The 17,536-nt window shown below is 44.8% G+C and carries 18 protein-coding genes and 1 riboswitch; of the genes, 3 read left to right on the forward strand and 15 right to left on the reverse strand.

Annotated features, from left to right (window positions below):
* Nucleotides 1-42: 42 nt before the first annotated feature.
* Nucleotides 43-945 (reverse strand): hydrogen peroxide-inducible genes activator, encoded by a 903-nt coding sequence (locus tag B158_RS0101385; RefSeq protein ID WP_018623533.1) that lies wholly within the window; start codon nt 943-945, stop codon nt 43-45.
* 142 nt (nt 946-1,087) lie between these two features.
* Here B158_RS0101385 and ahpC point away from each other — a divergent pair, with 142 nt between their 5' ends.
* The 3 genes from ahpC (at nt 1,088) to B158_RS0101400 (ending at nt 3,761) form a co-directional block, all read left to right on the forward strand.
* On the forward strand, nt 1,088-1,651 hold the full coding sequence (gene ahpC, locus B158_RS0101390) for an alkyl hydroperoxide reductase subunit C (protein WP_018623534.1): 564 nt from the start codon (nt 1,088-1,090) through the stop codon (nt 1,649-1,651).
* Between the two features lie 137 nt (nt 1,652-1,788).
* On the forward strand, nt 1,789-3,399 hold the full coding sequence (gene ahpF, locus B158_RS0101395; protein ID WP_018623535.1) for an alkyl hydroperoxide reductase subunit F: 1,611 nt from the start codon (nt 1,789-1,791) through the stop codon (nt 3,397-3,399).
* Between the two features lie 128 nt (nt 3,400-3,527).
* Complete coding sequence (locus B158_RS0101400; RefSeq protein ID WP_018623536.1) at nt 3,528-3,761, forward strand: putative signal transducing protein; 234 nt, start codon at nt 3,528-3,530, stop codon at nt 3,759-3,761.
* Between the two features lie 39 nt (nt 3,762-3,800).
* On the opposite strand, the gene glpE is transcribed toward B158_RS0101400, so the two are convergent.
* From glpE to B158_RS0101480, 14 genes are all read right to left on the reverse strand, one after another.
* Nucleotides 3,801-4,115 (reverse strand): thiosulfate sulfurtransferase GlpE, encoded by a 315-nt coding sequence (gene glpE, locus B158_RS0101405; protein ID WP_018623537.1) that lies wholly within the window; start codon nt 4,113-4,115, stop codon nt 3,801-3,803.
* Nucleotides 4,116-4,118: 3 nt separating this feature from the next.
* Nucleotides 4,119-4,685, reverse strand: coding sequence for a rhomboid family intramembrane serine protease (locus B158_RS0101410; RefSeq protein WP_228127050.1), 567 nt, complete (start codon nt 4,683-4,685; stop codon nt 4,119-4,121).
* A gap of 25 nt (nt 4,686-4,710) precedes the next feature.
* On the reverse strand, nt 4,711-5,175 hold the full coding sequence (locus B158_RS0101415) for a GNAT family N-acetyltransferase (RefSeq protein WP_018623539.1): 465 nt from the start codon (nt 5,173-5,175) through the stop codon (nt 4,711-4,713).
* Between the two features lie 342 nt (nt 5,176-5,517).
* Nucleotides 5,518-6,543, reverse strand: a complete 1,026-nt coding sequence (gene tdh / locus B158_RS0101425) for an L-threonine 3-dehydrogenase (protein WP_018623541.1) — start codon at nt 6,541-6,543, stop codon at nt 5,518-5,520.
* Nucleotides 6,544-6,563: 20 nt separating this feature from the next.
* Nucleotides 6,564-7,760, reverse strand: a complete 1,197-nt coding sequence (locus B158_RS0101430; protein WP_018623542.1) for a glycine C-acetyltransferase — start codon at nt 7,758-7,760, stop codon at nt 6,564-6,566.
* A gap of 200 nt (nt 7,761-7,960) precedes the next feature.
* The gene (locus B158_RS0101440; protein ID WP_018623543.1) at nt 7,961-9,442 is read right to left on the reverse strand and encodes a PH domain-containing protein; all 1,482 of its coding nucleotides are present in this window, start codon (nt 9,440-9,442) and stop codon (nt 7,961-7,963) included.
* Nucleotides 9,432-9,986 (reverse strand): PH domain-containing protein, encoded by a 555-nt coding sequence (locus B158_RS0101445; RefSeq protein ID WP_018623544.1) that lies wholly within the window; start codon nt 9,984-9,986, stop codon nt 9,432-9,434. The genes B158_RS0101440 and B158_RS0101445 overlap by 11 nt, the downstream gene beginning before the upstream one ends.
* Nucleotides 9,987-10,079: 93 nt before the next feature.
* Nucleotides 10,080-10,427, reverse strand: coding sequence for a rhodanese-like domain-containing protein (locus B158_RS0101450; RefSeq protein ID WP_018623545.1), 348 nt, complete (start codon nt 10,425-10,427; stop codon nt 10,080-10,082).
* Complete coding sequence (thiE, locus tag B158_RS0101455) at nt 10,424-11,905, reverse strand: thiamine phosphate synthase (RefSeq protein WP_018623546.1); 1,482 nt, start codon at nt 11,903-11,905, stop codon at nt 10,424-10,426. Before thiE ends, B158_RS0101450 begins: the two co-directional genes overlap by 4 nt.
* Entirely contained in the window at nt 11,902-12,675 is a 774-nt protein-coding gene (locus B158_RS0101460; RefSeq protein WP_018623547.1) for a thiazole synthase, read from the reverse strand. Before B158_RS0101460 ends, thiE begins: the two co-directional genes overlap by 4 nt.
* 618 nt (nt 12,676-13,293) lie before the next feature.
* Nucleotides 13,294-13,491 (reverse strand): sulfur carrier protein ThiS, encoded by a 198-nt coding sequence (thiS, locus tag B158_RS0101465; RefSeq protein WP_018623548.1) that lies wholly within the window; start codon nt 13,489-13,491, stop codon nt 13,294-13,296.
* The gene (gene thiO / locus B158_RS0101470; RefSeq protein ID WP_018623549.1) at nt 13,475-14,530 is read right to left on the reverse strand and encodes a glycine oxidase ThiO; all 1,056 of its coding nucleotides are present in this window, start codon (nt 14,528-14,530) and stop codon (nt 13,475-13,477) included. The genes thiS and thiO overlap by 17 nt, the downstream gene beginning before the upstream one ends.
* A 33-nt stretch (nt 14,531-14,563) precedes the next feature.
* Complete coding sequence (thiC, locus tag B158_RS0101475; protein ID WP_156823066.1) at nt 14,564-16,372, reverse strand: phosphomethylpyrimidine synthase ThiC; 1,809 nt, start codon at nt 16,370-16,372, stop codon at nt 14,564-14,566.
* A 145-nt stretch (nt 16,373-16,517) separates the two neighbouring features.
* Nucleotides 16,518-16,646: riboswitch (TPP riboswitch) on the reverse strand.
* Nucleotides 16,647-16,841: 195 nt separating this feature from the next.
* On the reverse strand, nt 16,842-17,306 hold the full coding sequence (locus B158_RS0101480) for a DUF4870 domain-containing protein (protein WP_018623551.1): 465 nt from the start codon (nt 17,304-17,306) through the stop codon (nt 16,842-16,844).
* Nucleotides 17,307-17,536: the final 230 nt, after the last annotated feature.

Below are 17,536 nucleotides of genomic sequence, written 5' to 3' on the forward strand. Positions count from 1 at the left end.
AGTGAAGTCATTGTACTGGATCTTAATCACATTACCCAAGGGCTATGCGCCGTTGCCGGCCAGAGCATCTTTGCACACATCTTTTAAGGCTTCCACGCTTGATAGCCGGGTGAAGTTAGGCCGGATAATAAAGGCAATTCGCCTGTGTGGGCCGGGTTCTTTTAGATGGACCGCTGATAATTCCTTATTCTGTGAAATCAGCTGATCCAATGCCATTTCAGGAATCAAAGTCGTCCCCAACTTGCCGAGTACCATTTGAATCAGGGTATTCAAGCTTGTTGCCCCGAAGCCATGCTCGGTTTCTTCTTCACTTAATTTGCAGGCATCCAGAATATGGTCTTTCAAACAGTGGCCTTCTTTTAACAGCATCAGATTGCTATGCATCATTTCATCACTGGTGATTTCTTTCTGCTGGCTGTATTTATCGCCTTTCAGGGTTACCCAGAAAAAGTCTTCCTGCCAGAACTCCATAGTCAGTAAGCCTTCACACTCATAAGGCAAAGCAAGAATCGCTGTATCCAGCTCCCCTTTTCTGACCTTTTCGACCAGAACGTGTGACTGTTCTTCGACAATGCGCAACTCGGCATTTGGAAATCGCTTATTCAGGGTCGGAAACATTTTGGGTAATAGATAAGGTGCAATGGTTGGAATAACGCCGACCGACAGTGGAAAACTCAATGGTTCTTTAAGGCTGGAGGACAGATTTTGTAACGAATGTACCTGCGCCACAATCTCCGCTGCCCTTGCCAATACTTCCTGCCCAATGGGTGTAACCAGCACCTTTTTATTATCTCGCTCAAAGATCTGTACGCCCAGTTGCTCTTCCAGCTGGCTGAGCGCCGTGCTTAGTGCCGACTGACTGACATGGCATTTATCGGCAGCTTTCTTGAAATGGAGTGTTTCTGCTGCTGCCAGGGCATAAGTTAATTGCTTAAAGGAAATCATAGCGGTATCTATTAGCCTCGATGTTCAATATTTTAGAACATAAATATCAAATTAATCAAATTTACTAATTTGCCTATAACCACTACAGTAGCTCCTGAACTCAATTAATACTTATTACTTAACCATCCTAGGAGACTTATTTATGGCACTTATTAACACTGAAATTAAACCATTCAAAGCAACTGCTTTTAAAAATGGTGAGTTTGTTGAAGTTTCTAACAAAGATATCGAAGGCAAATGGGCAGTATTTTTCTTCTACCCAGCCGACTTCACATTCGTATGTCCTACCGAGCTTGGCGACCTTGCCGATCATTATGAAGAACTGCAAAGCCGTGGCGTAGAAGTATTCTCAGTATCTACTGACACTCACTTCACTCACAAAGCATGGCATGAAACTTCAGACACTATCGGCAAAATTAACTATGCCATGATCGGCGACCCAACAGGCGAAATCACTCGTAACTTTGACGTTATGCGTGAAGGTCAAGGCTTAGCAGACCGCGGTACTTTCGTTGTTGACCCTGACGGCGTTATCCAGGTTATGGAAATCACTGCTGAAGGTGTGGGCCGTGATGCTGAAGAGCTAGTGCGTAAAATCAAAGCCGCTCAGTATGTACGCAATAATCCAGGTCAAGTTTGCCCAGCAGCCTGGAAAGAAGGTGAAGAAACTCTTGCTCCTTCATTAGACCTGGTAGGCAAAATCTAAGACCGACTGTTTTCAGTCATACCCTTAAGAATTGGCTGGCTGCGGCCAGCCAGCTCTCCGGAGCTTGAGCATTCTTTACCCTTTTCTTATATCGGGTGTGGAATATCCAACTAACGCAAGACAAAGGTGAATACCCAATGTTGAATAATCAAATTTTAGAAGCCTTAAAGGGCTATACCGCCAAGATGCAAAAGACGGTGACTTTCGTTTTGCAAACCGGTGAGCATTCAAAACGAAATGAACTTAAAGAATTCCTAACCAGTTTTGTCAGCGTCAGCGACAAACTGCAATTTGAAGAGCGTGATCTGTCAGGTCAGGTTCGCAGTCCGATCAGCTTCATTCTTGAGGCAGATGGAGACGATACAGGCATCCGATTCTCAGGCATCCCATCGGGCCATGAGTTTAACTCTCTGGTGCTTGCTGTGTTACAGGCAGCGGGCAGTCCGGTCAAGCTGGATGAATCCCTGAAGAAAATGGTAGCCAACGTACAGCAGGAAATGAATTTTGAAGTTTTCATCAGCCTAAGCTGTCATAACTGTCCTGATGTGGTTCAGGCATTGAATCAGTTCGCGCTGCTGAACCCTAATATTAAGACAGAAATGATCGATGGCGGCCTATTCCAGGACATGGTCAAAGAGCGCGATATTCAAGGTGTACCAAGCGTATACATGAATGGTGAGCTGTTTGCGAACGGTAAAGTCACAGCTGCAGAATTGATAGATAAGCTGCTGGAAAAAGATCCCAGCATTGCACAAGCTAATGCCGACGAGCAGATGCCGTTACAGGACGTTGTTGTTATTGGCGGTGGCCCAGCAGGTGTTGGCGCAGCCATCTACAGTGCGCGTAAAGGACTGAAGGTTACCCTGATTGCAGACCGTATTGGTGGTCAGGTCAAAGACACCATGGGTATCGAAAATTTGATTTCTGTGCCTAAAACGACAGGTCCAGAATTGTCAGGTGCTTTACAGCAACACCTGAATGATTATGACGTTACTGTCAAAGAACATCTACGCGTTACCAATATCGAACAAGGTGATATTAAAAGCGTAACCCTTTCTTCGGGTGAAGTTATCGACAGTAAAACTTTAATTATCGCAACGGGTGCTAAATGGCGTGAGCTTGGTATACCTGGTGAGAAAGAAAATGTTGGGAATGGCGTTGCCTACTGTCCCCACTGTGATGGGCCTTTCTTTAAAGGTAAAGATGTTGCGGTCATTGGTGGTGGTAACTCAGGCATTGAAGCGGCACTTGATTTGGCAGGCATCGTGAAGTCGGTTACCGTTTTCGAATTCATGCCCGAACTAAAAGCCGACAAGGTCCTGGTCGATCAGGCAGAAGCTCGCGATAACATCACCATTCTGCGCAATGTCTCGACAAAAGAAATCCATTCAGAGAATGGTAAAGTGTCCGCTATCGAGTATCAGGACAGAGCCACCGAAGCTTTGCACAGCTTAAAGCTGGATGGCGTCTTTGTGCAGATTGGACTGGTGCCAAACAGCAAGTTCCTAGGTGATGTGGTTGAGCTGACACGCTTTGGTGAAGTGGTGATCAATGAGAAGTGCGAAACTTCACAACCCGGCATCTATGCCTGCGGTGATGTGACTACGGTACCTTATAAGCAAATCGTGGTAGCAATGGGTGAAGGCGCTAAAGCTTCGCTGGCATCCTTCGAGTACCTGCTGGCGAACTCAACACGACTTGAAAAGATGTATCAGGATCATCAGTCACGCCAATCAAAAGCTGCATAAGATTGTCCTTTAAACTAGGCAGGCCATGGGCCTGCCTTTTTCGTTTCTAAGCACTAACTCACCGCAATATCCCCAATTGCAATCCTTCTTGGTTCATGGCTTAATATTTCTTAAGCAAGGAGGTTTTTATGTCATTAGTGGTCGTCGAAACATATCCCAATACCATGCAGGCACATATCGCCCGCGGCCTTCTTGAATCTCACGGTATCCAGGCCACCATCTTGCACGAACACTCTCTCAGCACCTACTCTTTTACTATCGGTGAAGTGCCTTTGATGGTAGATGAAGAAAATTATATTCGAGCCAGAGAGATTTTAACCGACGAGTTGCCACCGGACCCGATCGAAAGTTTTTCGGCGTAAGCCCTATTGAAATGATGGCAAAGGTATAGCGAAGTCTAATTACTTTTCGACCGGATTATTCAGTTTCCACAACTCAAAACCACCATCCATGCTGTAGACTTCTTTAAAACCATGAGCGGCAAAATACTGCGCGGCTGGTTGGCTGCTGTTACCGTGATAGCAAACCACAACTAATGGCTTGTCCTTATCCGACTGCTCAATAAACTCTGCAGCATTCTGATTATTGATATTCTTTGAGTTCGGCATATGGCCCGCAGCAAACGACTGCGGGTCACGTATATCGGCCAACATGACATCCTTATCCTGCATCAATTGCTTAGTATCTTCGATACTGATTCTTTTGAATTGGGTCATGAATTAAAACGCTCTAGTTTTTGCAGTGATGTAACCTAATAGACCACCACTCAGTAAGCCTATTAAATGGGCGGCATTGGCAATATTGCCTAATAATCCGGTAAAGCCGAGCACCAACCACAACAACATGAACTGCATCAGTCCAGGATGGACATGAACCGGGAAGAATGGATCGAAACGACGGCGCACAAAGTTAAAGCCTAGTAGCCCATAAACCACACCCGACATACCGCCAAATAAATAGGATCTTCCATAACCGAAATAAACTGAAGAAAAATACTCACCAACGTTTGAAGCGACACCTGTTATTAGCACTATCACCAATAAATACCAGGCACTTCGGGCTTTCTCAATTGAGCCACCCTGATCCCATAACCACATCATGTTAAACAACAAGTGGATTGGAAATGCACCAATCATAAAGTGTAAAAAGATGGGGGTAATTAAACGGTGAACTTCACCTTGCAGGATAAGATTCCAGTTAAAAGCAAACCAATAGGTATATTCGTTGGTTCCCGACATGGTCAGAATACTGACCAGAATAGAGATGCCCACAAGGGTTTTAGTCATCCAGCCTGCTTGAGAAAGAAAATCTTTAAGCATCGTTGTCCTCGTATTGTCTAATCATGCCTATATGTGGGATACCATCTTCAAGATAGGGTTCCGTTACCGTGACAAAATCCAAACTGGCATAGAAGTCCTCAAGATATTTCTGCGCACTGATTTTAATATTTTTAGCAAAATGCTTATCACTGTAACTCAACGCCAACTGCATCATGTCTCGAGCTAAGCCCTGCTTTCGCATTGATTGCTCAGTACACACCCGACCTATTGATGCCAGACCATAATACTGTTCCAGCGACTCAAACAAACGTAAATACCCAATCAGCTTTCCATCATTGTAAGCCAACAAATGCATCGCCTGTTTATCAAGACCATCCAGATCCTGATAGGGACAATTTTGCTCGACACAGAATACAGCAAGGCGGAGCTGTATCAGATCATACAACTCTTTCTTGGATAAACCGTTCCAACTTCGCCAGCGAACACTTATTCCCAAAGTCACCTCAAATTATGTCAGTTTACTCTGTTATCAACAGCAAGCACATCTTAGATCCCCTTATATTGAGCTGAGGAGTTCTCAAGTTATAGCAATCAAAATCGTGGATGATTTTGATAGTAAAATTCAGGCCAAGGAAGGCCTGTATTTTATGGTGCGTTAAGTGGCTTGAGAGCTTCGAAGGCAGTCATTCGTTGAATGACCTCAATATCGGGGTGGCCTTCTTTTGGTTACTTTTCTTGGCCACGCAAGAAAAGTAACTCGCTGATTAGCGAAACATTGGTCAGAGTTTTACAATCCAATATTCCACTTATAAATCATCACAAAATAAAATTTACCAATCTAATCCCAACTCAAAACCACTTTACCAGACTGACCACTGGCCATGGTTTCAAAGCCTGTTTCAAACTCGTCAATCTTAAAGCGGTGAGTAATGATTGGAGAGACATCCAGACCAGACTGCAGCATGGCGATCATCTTATACCAGGTTTCATACATTTCACGGCCATAAATGCCTTTGATGATGAGACCTTTGAAAATCACCTGATTCCAGTCAATTGCCAGATCACTTGAAGGAATACCTAACATGGCAATCTTACCGCCATGATTAATAGTCTGTAGCATCGAACGGAAAGCTGACGGCACGCCTGACATTTCCATGCCCACGTCAAAGCCTTCTTTCATGCCAATCTCTTTCATGACATCTTCAAGCTTTTCCTGACTGACATTTACAGTGCGCGTTGCACCCATTTGCTTTGCCAGATCCAAGCGATAATCATTGATATCGGTAATCACCACATGACGCGCACCTGCATGGCGAGCAATGGCGGCGGCCATAATGCCAATCGGGCCAGCACCGGTAATCAGTACATCTTCACCAACCAGGTCAAATGACAATGCCGTATGCGCAGCGTTACCTAGCGGATCAAGAATAGACGCGACTTCATCCGAAATGTCATCTGGAATCTTGTAGGCATTTTCTGCCGGAATAACCAGGTACTCGCCAAAGGCTCCCGGACGATTAACACCGACACCCACCGTATTACGGCACAGGTGACGTCGACCCGCACGGCAATTGCGACAGACACCACAGGTGATATGGCCTTCGCCAGAGACACGGTCGCCCACCTTAAAACCTTTAACTTCCTGGCCAACTTCTTCGATCACGCCCACATATTCATGGCCAACCGTCATTGGCACCGGAATGGTATTCTGCGCCCACTCATCCCAGTGATAAATGTGCATATCGGTACCGCAGATTGCGGTTTTCTTAATCTTGATTAATACGTCATTATGGCCAAGCTCAGGTCTAGGCTGATCGACCATCCAAATACCTTTTTCGGCTTTGGCTTTGCTTAATGTTTTCATTCAATCTACCCCAAACAGGTTTAGCTAATCACGCCAAGTTCTTTGCCCACTTTTTCAAAAGCGGCAATGGCGCGATCAATGTGTTCGATATCGTGAGCGGCTGACATTTGCGTACGAATACGCGCCTGCCCTTTCGGTACAACCGGGAAAGAGAAACCGATGACATAGATGCCTTCTTTCAACATCATATCAGCAAACTTACTGGCTAAAGCGGCATCTCCTAGCATTACTGGAATGATTGGATGCTCACCTGGCACTAGTTCAAAACCTAAAGCCGTCATTTTTTCGCGGAAGTATTCACTGTTATGACGCAACTTCTTACGTAACTCGTCGCCATTTTCCAGCATATCCAGAACTTTTAAACTGGCGGCCGCAATCACTGGCGCCAAGGTGTTCGAAAATAGATAAGGACGTGAACGCTGGCGTAACCACTCGACCACTTCTTTGCTAGCCGAAGTATAACCACCTGAAGCACCACCTAGTGCTTTGCCTAGTGTTCCAGTAATAATGTCAACGCGACCCATCACATCGCAAAATTCATGCGAGCCTTTACCTTTTTCACCGATAAAGCCCACCGCATGTGAATCATCAACCATCACTAACGCATTGTATTTATCGGCCAGATCACAGACTGATTTAAGGTCGGCGATGATGCCGTCCATTGAGAAGACACCATCTGTCACAATCAGCTTATAACGGGCACCGTCAGCGTCAGCCTGTTGCAATTGTTTTTCAAGATCAGCCATATCGTTATTGGCATAGCGGTAACGTTTCGCTTTACATAAGCGTACACCGTCAATAATCGAAGCATGATTCAATGCATCAGAAATTACCGCATCTTCCGGATCCAATAATGTTTCAAACAAACCACCGTTTGCATCAAAACATGAAGAATAAAGAATGGTATCTTCCATACCCAGAAATTCACTGATGCGCTTTTCCAATTCTTTATGCACATCCTGCGTACCGCAGATGAAACGTACTGAAGCCATGCCGTAACCATAATGGTCCAGCGCTTCCTGACCAGCCTTGATCAGTTCTGGGCTATTAGCCAGACCGAGATAGTTATTGGCACAGAAGTTAAGAACACTCTCACCTGTTGTGACATGAATATCGGCGGCCTGTTGTGAGTCAATGACCCTTTCTTTCTTATAAAGGCCAGCTTCCTTAACTTCGTCAATGTTTTGCTGAATATGCTTAAGAAATTCTTGATTCATGAAATAACCTTTTGAATATTTGAAACCTGCTCATGGCAGGCTATTTGAAACTGATAAAATTGACGCCATTCTAACATCTACGCCTGAAATTTACTCTATTGCCGTATGAAAAATATACCGCTGATAGATGCTTTCAATGGAAACCGGAGCCAGTCATTACTGACTCCGGTAGATTAGGACTCACTGACTAGAAAGGAAAACTACCAATTAAATCGGGTGCCTTTAATGTTGTCGCTGATGCGATCCTTGATAGCAATCGCTACGCCAAGGTCCAGATAGGGAATATTGATATGATGCGCACCGACCATTGCACCGGCGGTATCCACTTCCAGGCTGGCCATGCCATGACGACGGTCGAATGGACTTTCCTTCACCGCTATAGTCTGGGTTTTGGGTAGTCTGACAAAAGTGTATTTAGTAAAAATGACACCATCTTTAAAGGCTACCAATTGACCATTAATGTGATAGCCAGCCCCTTTAACGTAGGCTTTAGAATAATAAACGCTATAGATTAGCCATAAAACAAAGCCCACCGGATAGGCATAGAGGGTCCACAAGGCTAACGGTGCAGTAATGACCAACCCTATTAAGACCATAACCTTCAAAACGCGGCGCCAGCCTTTCTGATTAATTGGCTGCCAGTCAATGGCATCCCAATTCACATCGCTCTGAATTTCATTGAGCAACTGATCACGCATACTATTGGGCGCAACTGGAACCACCTGCTTCATGCTGACACCCTGCTGTTCATTATTAACACCACCGGCAGTTTCAATGGTGATACCAATTCGTTTAAACCAGCGATGCAGCAGCGACTCATGAATGGTCAAGGTCTGAATGCGAGTCATGGGAATGGTGGCCTGCAAGCGCGTTAGCAATCCCATGGTTGCCTGCAGTTTATCTTTGTTTTTGATCAGCACGAAGCCATGAAATTTCAGTAACGCCATGGCTATCGACAATAGCCACAGGGCAATGATTGCCGCAATCACGCCAATGATGGTTATCAGGATGTAGTAAAGCCAGCCATTTTCGAATTCGATACTACTTACTAAGCCATCAATCCATTGCGTGAACTGACTGATATAGTTGGTAACAAGGCGTTCAACCTGGTTATCCATGAATTGCATGATAAAACCAAAAAAGATGGCTACAGCGACAATGCCCCGGTTAGTAATCATGCCATAACGCACAATCTCACCGAATGATAAGCTTATGATACTGTCTTTGGGTTGCGCGACTTCTTCCTGCTCTTCTTCTTCATTTATTTTGCGCTTAAGTTCATTTACCGCCTGCATATCTATTACGTTGATAACCGCTTCCGGTTTACCGCCTGATGCAGACTCAAGCTGTACTTTAACCACTCCAAATAACCGGTGTAGTGGCGACTGTACTAAATTGAGGTTCTGAATTTTTTTATAAGGAACCTGGCGAACATTGCGAAAGAAGATCCCTTCCTGCACTCGAATCTTATCGCCTTCCAGCCAATAACGATAAAAGCGGTATTGGACAATGGCGCCTAAACTGATGATCAGCGCAAAGCCCAAGGCAAATAATTCCCATGAACTTCCGCGCGTACTGAAAAGGGCAACAACGATAGGAAATATTAGTTTCTTAATGTTTTCAAACAGAATAAATAACGGGGATATTTTGTGCAGCCGATTGGCCTGTACTTCAGACTGCATCGCTTTCGCCTTCTTCCTGCAACACGGAACGCAACTTATGAGCGGTATCCAGCAAGATGCCGTCCAGCGAAACTGAGGCATCACGTGTACCCGCGGTGTGCGTCACCAGCTTGCCCAATTTATACTTACGTTCCAGTGGGCCTTGCGCCACATCGGTGTGTTGCACACGATTAAAAGGTATCAGCGTCTTTTTACGCCACCAGACTCCGCTTTGAATATAAAGACCTTCGTCAGCCAGCCAGTACCAGGTGTAGTCGTATGATTTTTTGGCCCAGATAAAACCAATGGTAAAGATAATCGCTGCAACCGCCAGACCAATATACATCAGCCAGAAATTATCACTGAATATAGCGATCGCAGTCGGCACAATAGCAATGATCAAACACACCAAAGCGGTACTGATTCGCGACACTTTGATGGAGTCTGGATGCAGCTGTTTTTTATTATCCGGTAACTGCTCTATAAGACTGGAATCCGGTAGCTTCTGTTCTGTCGCTGCTTCGGTTTTATCTTGATCTTGTTGCTGTTCTTGTACGCTGCTCATAAACGCAAATCCCCATTGCTTTTTTTTATAATTCGAGTATATCGAAACCTCACATACAACACTGTAGCAGAATGTTACAGTCTGTTATTACAGTTAGTTGCGTTTAATAGCTTCCATACCGCCATGCAAGCTGTAGACACAGGAAAAGTCTGCCTGAATAAGCAAGCTGGCGGCGTTAAAACTTTTTTGTCCGACTTGGCAGATTGTCACTACCGGTTGATCGGGATCGAGCTGATTGATATGACTGCCAAATTCAGTAATCGGTATATTTTTAAGTGTTCCCGCTTTTATAAAGTTCAGCAATGCCTTATCAGCCTCATGCTCTTCCCCTTTTCGCACATCGATCACTAATGGCGCATCCTGCTGGCTGGCCCATTGTTTTAACTGTTCTGGACTTATCAGCTGTACCGCATCAGATTCCTGCCATTCGAAATTGCTCATACCTTAGACCTGTGTTGTTCAATCAGTTGCATCATTGATGTAGCCGTCTGCTCTGGATAGTGGGCCTGGGTAATTGCAGAAATCATTGCAATCCCTGACACACCGGTGCTCGCTACTTCTGGGATTCTATCAGCATTAATACCCCCAATGGCAACCCAAGGATAACTCTGCATCAGGTTTTTCCAATAGCTTAATTTGTTTATGCCATGTGGAATCCATGACATTTGTTTACTGTCGGTATGATACACCGGGCCACAGGCCAGATAGCTTGGCTTTATGGCGTGCGCACGCGCTACTTCATAAAAGCAGTGGGTGCTGACTCCCAAGTGCAATCCCGCCTGACTGACTGCTTCAAGGTCTGCATCATCAAGATCTTCCTGCCCGAGGTGTACGCCATAGGCTTGGTACTTAATTGCCAGCTGCCAGTAGTCATTGATAAAGAGTTTTGCTTTATATTGCTCAGCGATGGCTATGGCCTTTCGGATTTCATTTTCTAATGCATCACCTTCTAAGTCTTTCACTCGCAATTGAATGGTCGTAATGCCCAACGGTAACAACCGTTCCAACCATTCGGCACTATCCACTACGGGATATAGGCCCATTATTTGCTTGGCCAGAGAAGGAAAATGGTATTCACTTAAAGGGTACTGCCTGGTCAGTTTAGGCATGTCCTGTTCATCCATCGGCCATGACTTAACCGCTAACGGACCTTTCTGTTGCTTAACCGAATAGCTATACCTTAGTCCTTGATTCAAAGTCATTTTGCCGATCACCACAGCGTCTTCTATCGAGTAATTCAACGCCAAAGCAGTCGCTATAGCTGAAGACAACACACAGCCCGTTCCACGGGTATTGTTCGTTTCTTTTCGGTCACTGTGTAGCCAAAATTGATTCTTTTTATTGACGAAGAAATCCGAGGCGTGTTCAGAGGACCAGTGCCCACCTTTTACCAACACCGCACCTACACCCCGGTCGATTAATGTCCTAGCCTGTCTTTCAATATCTTCTATCGACTGAATTTCCTGACCGGTTAATCTGGCCAGTTCATCAATATTAGGAGTGATGAGAGTAACCACTGGTAATACTTTTTTTAACTGTTCGATGACTACATCCGGCATCAATTGCGTACCCGATGAAGTCTCTACGACTGGATCTAAAACTAGTGGTACAGACTTTTCTGTTTGTTTAAGAAAAGTAATTAACAGCTCCAGCGAATCTATGCTGGGTAACAGTCCAACCTTGATAGCGTCGGGTTCGCCCAGCTCTTGCAATGCTTGTAGTTGTGACGCTAGCTGTTCTTTTGTCGAGGGATTGATCGCCACGACTCGATAGTTGTTTTGCGCCGTAATAGCAGTGGTAACACAGCATGCGTGTGCTCCTAGAGCTTGAATAGTTCTGGTATCTGCAAGTTGACCGGCCAGCCCAGAATTATCCAGTCCAGCGTAACTCCAAACTAAGCGTTTCTTTGTATTGCTCATGATTCCTGTTGCCAGAATGGCGTGCCTAAAACGGGGGTACTTGGTTGTGCCAGATCGCGCTGTGGCATTGCGCCAGCCTTATAAGCCTTGCGCCCTGCGGTCACCGCCTCTTTAAATGCTTCAGCCATAACCACAGGATTATCAGCCTGAGCAATTGCCGTATTAAGTAGCACTGCATCAAACCCCATTTCCATGGCCTGTGTAGCATGTGATGGTAAACCCAAGCCTGCATCAATCACCATCGGCACATCCGGCAAACGCTTGCGCAAAGTTTGCAGTGCGTAAGGATCAGTGAGCCCACGACCCGTTCCAATTGGTGCTCCCCACGGCATCAAAATATTGCAGCCAGCATCCAATAAACGCTGACACAGCACCAGATCGTCGGTGCAATACGGAAATACTTCAAAGCCCCGTTTGACCAATTCTTTTGTCGCTTCAAGAAGCTGAAATGGATCGGGCTGAAGATTATATTCATCGCCAATCACTTCCAGTTTAATCCAGTTGGTTTGAAAGATTTCGCGCGCCATTTCAGCAGTCGTGACAGCCTCTTTCGCAGAGTGACAGCCAGCCGTATTGGGCAGCCAGAGACAATCCAGTTGCTTTAATTGATTCCAGAAATTTTCACCACCCAAACCCTGTCGTCTTACTGACACTGTCACAACTTCCGCCTCGGAAGCTTTAATGGCATCCAGCATAATTTGTGGTGACGGATATAACGCCGTCCCGACGAATAATCTGCTGTTTATTTCTTTATTACCGATTTTTAGCATTCGATTCCTTATAATTTTTCAGGCTTTCTCTCTTAACTGTATCAGCGCATGAAATGTAATTTTTTCGCTACTCAGCGAGTTACTTTTCTTGCATGGTCAAGAAAAGTAACCAAAAGAAGACCACCCCATGATTGAGGTTTCACTTCGTTCAACTTCCTTCGTATCCACCAAGCCACTTCACGCACCGTAAAATACGTTCCATCCCTGGCCCGAATTTTACTATTCAAAACTTCCTGTTTTGAATTGCTATGTCTTGGCTTCTACTCAGCTCAATCAAAAGGGGTTATTGGAGCACTCCTGCACGTTTGAACTTATCTACAACAACTTTATAAATCCCATTTACCCGCTAAACAAATGCACCAAATTAATTCTTAGCACTTGTTAAATCGTCTAAGCTAAGTTGGGGCGCGGCAAGATTGATTCTTGGAGCAGGAATTTGCTCATGACAAATGACGGTGACAAGAATTAATTTACACTTCTGAATCAATACCCTTACCATAAAACAAAAATAGCTAAACAAGTACGCGGCAAAAAACAGTGTTCCAGAGGGAGTTTACTTTAGTAAATGACCTTGCAGGACACTGTTTTTAACAAAGTAATTGTGACGATTTTTTTGTTTTATCCGCCTTGCATCGGCAAAACAATTTCAACCCGATCCCCCTCTCTCAACAAGGTCTCTCCATATAACGAACGGGGAACGAACTCCATGTTTACAGCTATTGCAAAATTTCCGTCTTGCTTAAACCATCGGATGAACTCTGCAATACTCATCGGTTCATCTATCTCTAAAGTTTCATCATTAACAATTAATTGCATGGCTAGCCTCATCTTTTTCTATCAATGCCTGTTCAAATAGCTTCATCATCTGCTCTACAACTGCTGGTGCTAATAAAATACCATGCCGGTATAGACCATTGATAATTCCAATACCGTCTTGCAGTTCTATTTTTGGCAGGTTGTCGGGTAATGCCGGTCTGCAATTTACCACCTGTTTGATAATGCGAGCTTCGCCCAAGGATTTATGAAGGCTATAGGCTGCGGATAATAATTCGAGGGTCGACCGGACAGAAACTGGACTGTGGTCTTCGCTCTCTATTTCAGTAGCTCCAATCAGGTAAACATTATTGGGGCGAGGCACCAGATAAATTCGATATCTAGGGTGCATTAAACGGGTTAAGTGTTTAATGTTTACATCCGGTGCATGCAACCATAACAACTCTCCCCTCACCGCGCGTAATGGTAATGTTTCTTTTGCCCCCAACCCGCGACAGTCAAAAACCCAGTCGTAATTACAGGAGCCTTTATCAGTTTTAATTCTACCCGGCTCTATTTGCTGCACTTCGGTATTCTCTACCCACGAAACTCCTCGTTTTAACAATTGCTTTTGTAGAGCTGTTAACAACGCAATCGTGTCTATCTGTCCTTCATTTGTCATCCATAAACCATTCCCCAAGTGGGCTAATTCCGGTTCCTTTTCGCCAATACTTATTTTTCTTACCTGGTCTTTACCATTGTTAAGCTTGGTCTCAAGTAATCGATACAACCGTTCCAGTTCGACTTTATCTGAACCATGCGCTGTGACTAATGATCCCTGATGACGATAGTATATTTCAGTATCTAATTCCTTGATTAGATCGGGATATAGCTGAAGCGACCGAGTCCCTAATTCATAAATTTTAGACTCGGCCATCTCCAATTCTGCCAGCGGTGACAATATGCCAGCGGCGGCAAAGGAACAAGCTGCTTCGCTGTCTATTGCGTTCTTGTCAAACAGCGTAACATCAAATTCTTTCTTTACCATTTCCCATGCTAACAGTCCCCCTGCGACTCCAGCACCAACAATTCCGACCTTCATTGGATCACCTTTTGGTTTGCAATTTGCAACTTGTTATTTAACCTGGACGTAAATTTCTGCGCCTTGCTGCTTAAATTGCTCTGACTTTTCAGCCATACCTTGCTCTATTTTCTTCTGTTCCGCTGAATAATCACGAACATCCTGTGAGATTTTCATTGAGCAGAATTTTGGTCCACACATGGAACAGAAGTGCGCTACCTTGGCTGAATCTTTCGGTAAGGTTTCATCGTGAAATTCGCGTGCCGTGTCTGGATCCAGTCCAAGGTTGAACTGATCTTCCCATCGGAATTCAAAGCGCGCTTTGGATAACTGGTCATCACGGTAACGTGCACCAGGGTGCCCTTTAGCCACATCCGCTGCATGGGCAGCCAATTTATAAGTAATGATTCCGGTTTTGACGTCATCTCGGTTAGGCAGGCCCAAATGTTCCTTTGGTGTGACATAGCACAGCATGGCACATCCAAACCAACCAATCATCGCTGCGCCAATTCCGGAAGTGATATGGTCATAACCCGGTGCAATATCAGTGGTTAACGGTCCCAGCGTGTAGAATGGTGCTTCGTCACATTCTTTTAGTTGTTTATCCATATTTTCCTTGATCATATGCATCGGCACATGACCCGGTCCTTCGATCATGACCTGCACATCATGTTTCCATGCTATTTTTGTCAACTCGCCCAACGTTTCCAGTTCGCCAAATTGTGCTGCGTCATTGGCATCGGCTAATGAGCCTGGTCGCAATCCATCACCCAACGAGAAACTGACATCATAGGCTTTCATGATCTCGCAGATCTCTTCAAAGTGGGTATAGAGGAAGTTTTCCTTGTGGTGTGCAATGCACCATTTCGCCATGATCGAACCACCACGTGACACAATGCCTGTGACTCGATCTGCAGTTAACGGCACATAGCGTAGCAATACCCCAGCATGAATCGTGAAATAATCGACGCCCTGTTCGGCCTGTTCTATCAAGGTATCGCGGAATACTTCCCAGGTTAGATCTTCAGCCACACCACCGACTTTTTCCAAGGCCTGATAAATGGGTACTGTGCCAATCGGAACCGGTGAGTTGCGCAGTACATAATCGCGTGTCGCGTGAATGTTTTTGCCGGTCGATAAATCCATGACCGTATCGCCGCCCCAGCGGGTTGCCCATACCAGCTTCTCAACTTCTTCTTCTATGCCTGAACTGACTGCGGAGTTACCGATATTGGCATTTACCTTCACTAGAAAGTTGCGTCCAATGATCATGGGTTCCAATTCGGTATGATTAATATTGGCAGGTATAATGGCACGGCCAGCAGCAATTTCATCACGCACAAATTCTGGGGTGATAAATTCTGGTGTATTGGCGCCAAATGAATTGCCTTTCAGACGTGCTTCTCTTTCACTATCAGTTGCTTCTTTTAACAAAGCTTCACGTTTCTGATTTTCACGAATGGCAACATACTCCATTTCGGGCGTGATAATTCCCTGGCGGGCATAGTGTAATTGAGTAACATTGGCACCAGCTTTGGCACGCAATGGCTTACGCTGGAGCTCAGGGTTGTGAGTTGCAAATGCCTTGTCATCATCCTGATAGCCATTATCAATCGGCTTTACCTGTCGTCCCTCATAGGCTTCCACATCACCTCTATCAAGCACCCACTGACGACGAACTTCCTGTAATCCTTTGCGGACATCAATTTCAATGGCAGGATCGGTGTAAGGTCCAGAGGTATCATATACAGTGACCGTCTCACCGTTAGTCTGGCTTATTTCACGCATCGGCACGCGAATATCTTTATGAACTACACCATGCTCATAGATTTTCTTTGAGTTAGGTAAAGGGTCTCGTGTGATGAGATTGTTTTTGAGATCAACAGGATTATTTTTGGCCGCGTTCTTTGTTACGCTTTTTGTCACGCTTCTTGTCACAATAGTCTCCGGTTTGTGACTGCACGGCGCAAAAAAGTAATGAGAACGGATCTACATTAGATCAATAGATAGGTTGTGCATTACTCTTCCCTACGCCGATGCGAGTCGGATCAGGTTATACGGGTTTGCTTGCGCATCTCAGCTCCTGAAATGATGTTGCTATGTAGCAACAACTTCAGGCGCACCCCGAGAGTTGCTCGAATTATACACATGCTAAGCCATAAATTCCTAGCCCCTATTTCTCGGTCTTTTTCGCAGTCTTTTCCTTTGTCTTTTTATTCAGACAAAAAAAAGCGGCACCTAAGTAGCCGCTGGGGAGAATGGGGCGAAGCTTTTGATTCGACAGCGCCCCCTGTGGAGAGTCATTTTTTATTATTAGAATCTTGCCTATCTATTACTGGATTAACTTCATTGAGAAGGGATACTCATAGACACCGCCTTCACTAGCCTTGATAGCTGCCAGAATGGTCACGATAAAGTGGAAAATGATCAGTCCAAACAGAATCGGTATACCAATCAGGATGATGCATAGGATTAATGCAGCACAGTAAGCAATAAACATGGTGATATTAAAGTTTAATGCTCGTTTGCCGTTTTCTGCGACTAATGGCATCTCATCTTTCTTCAATAACCAGACAACCAATGGTCCAAGTACCATACCGATGACCGGCACCAGAGGTACCATGGCAACAAATGCAGCTAAGTGGGCAAACATCGACCAGGTTTTCTCTTCACCGCGAATCTCTTCAGTACCCAGTACCTCCGCTTCGCCTTCGTAGACCCGTTCTTTACCTTCACCGCCTTGTTCTGGCTTGCTGTCGCCAGTGCCTTCAGGTTTTTTATCATCTTCGTGGTTCATCACAATTTTCCTCGTCTGAAATCAAAATGTGTCAACGACCTTATTCGTTGCTCATTTACAGACTAGCAAAGAGTGATATTTCAAATTGTTACTTTGAGTGATAGGAATTAACGATAAATCGGTACTTTCAATTAATTTTCGCTATAACCTTAAGTTATTGAAATTTAAGGATTATTTTTATAGACGACATTCGACGAGTTTCATTTATATTTATACAACATGCTTTGCAT

This window comes from Kangiella aquimarina DSM 16071 (genome assembly GCF_000374105.1).
Lineage (GTDB): Bacteria > Pseudomonadota > Gammaproteobacteria > Enterobacterales > Kangiellaceae > Kangiella > Kangiella aquimarina.

What these genes read in the sequence shown, in the direction of transcription:
- B158_RS0101410 (WP_228127050.1), bottom strand. Translation starts at nt 4,685, where the DNA reads ATGACTAAAACCCTTGTGGGCATCTCTATTCTGGTCAGTATTCTGACC.
- B158_RS0101445 (WP_018623544.1), bottom strand. Translation starts at nt 9,986, where the DNA reads ATGAGCAGCGTACAAGAACAGCAACAAGATCAAGATAAAACCGAAGCA.
- B158_RS0101385 (WP_018623533.1), bottom strand. Translation starts at nt 945, where the DNA reads ATGATTTCCTTTAAGCAATTAACTTATGCCCTGGCAGCAGCAGAAACA.
- B158_RS0101400 (WP_018623536.1), top strand. Translation starts at nt 3,528, where the DNA reads ATGTCATTAGTGGTCGTCGAAACATATCCCAATACCATGCAGGCACAT.
- B158_RS0101460 (WP_018623547.1), bottom strand. Translation starts at nt 12,675, where the DNA reads ATGCTAAAAATCGGTAATAAAGAAATAAACAGCAGATTATTCGTCGGG.
- glpE (WP_018623537.1), bottom strand. Translation starts at nt 4,115, where the DNA reads ATGACCCAATTCAAAAGAATCAGTATCGAAGATACTAAGCAATTGATG.
- tdh (WP_018623541.1), bottom strand. Translation starts at nt 6,543, where the DNA reads ATGAAAACATTAAGCAAAGCCAAAGCCGAAAAAGGTATTTGGATGGTC.
- B158_RS0101450 (WP_018623545.1), bottom strand. Translation starts at nt 10,427, where the DNA reads ATGAGCAATTTCGAATGGCAGGAATCTGATGCGGTACAGCTGATAAGT.
- B158_RS0101430 (WP_018623542.1), bottom strand. Translation starts at nt 7,760, where the DNA reads ATGAATCAAGAATTTCTTAAGCATATTCAGCAAAACATTGACGAAGTT.
- thiS (WP_018623548.1), bottom strand. Translation starts at nt 13,491, where the DNA reads ATGCAATTAATTGTTAATGATGAAACTTTAGAGATAGATGAACCGATG.
- B158_RS0101480 (WP_018623551.1), bottom strand. Translation starts at nt 17,306, where the DNA reads ATGAACCACGAAGATGATAAAAAACCTGAAGGCACTGGCGACAGCAAG.
- thiO (WP_018623549.1), bottom strand. Translation starts at nt 14,530, where the DNA reads ATGAAGGTCGGAATTGTTGGTGCTGGAGTCGCAGGGGGACTGTTAGCA.
- thiE (WP_018623546.1), bottom strand. Translation starts at nt 11,905, where the DNA reads ATGAGCAATACAAAGAAACGCTTAGTTTGGAGTTACGCTGGACTGGAT.
- ahpC (WP_018623534.1), top strand. Translation starts at nt 1,088, where the DNA reads ATGGCACTTATTAACACTGAAATTAAACCATTCAAAGCAACTGCTTTT.
- B158_RS0101440 (WP_018623543.1), bottom strand. Translation starts at nt 9,442, where the DNA reads ATGCAGTCTGAAGTACAGGCCAATCGGCTGCACAAAATATCCCCGTTA.
- ahpF (WP_018623535.1), top strand. Translation starts at nt 1,789, where the DNA reads ATGTTGAATAATCAAATTTTAGAAGCCTTAAAGGGCTATACCGCCAAG.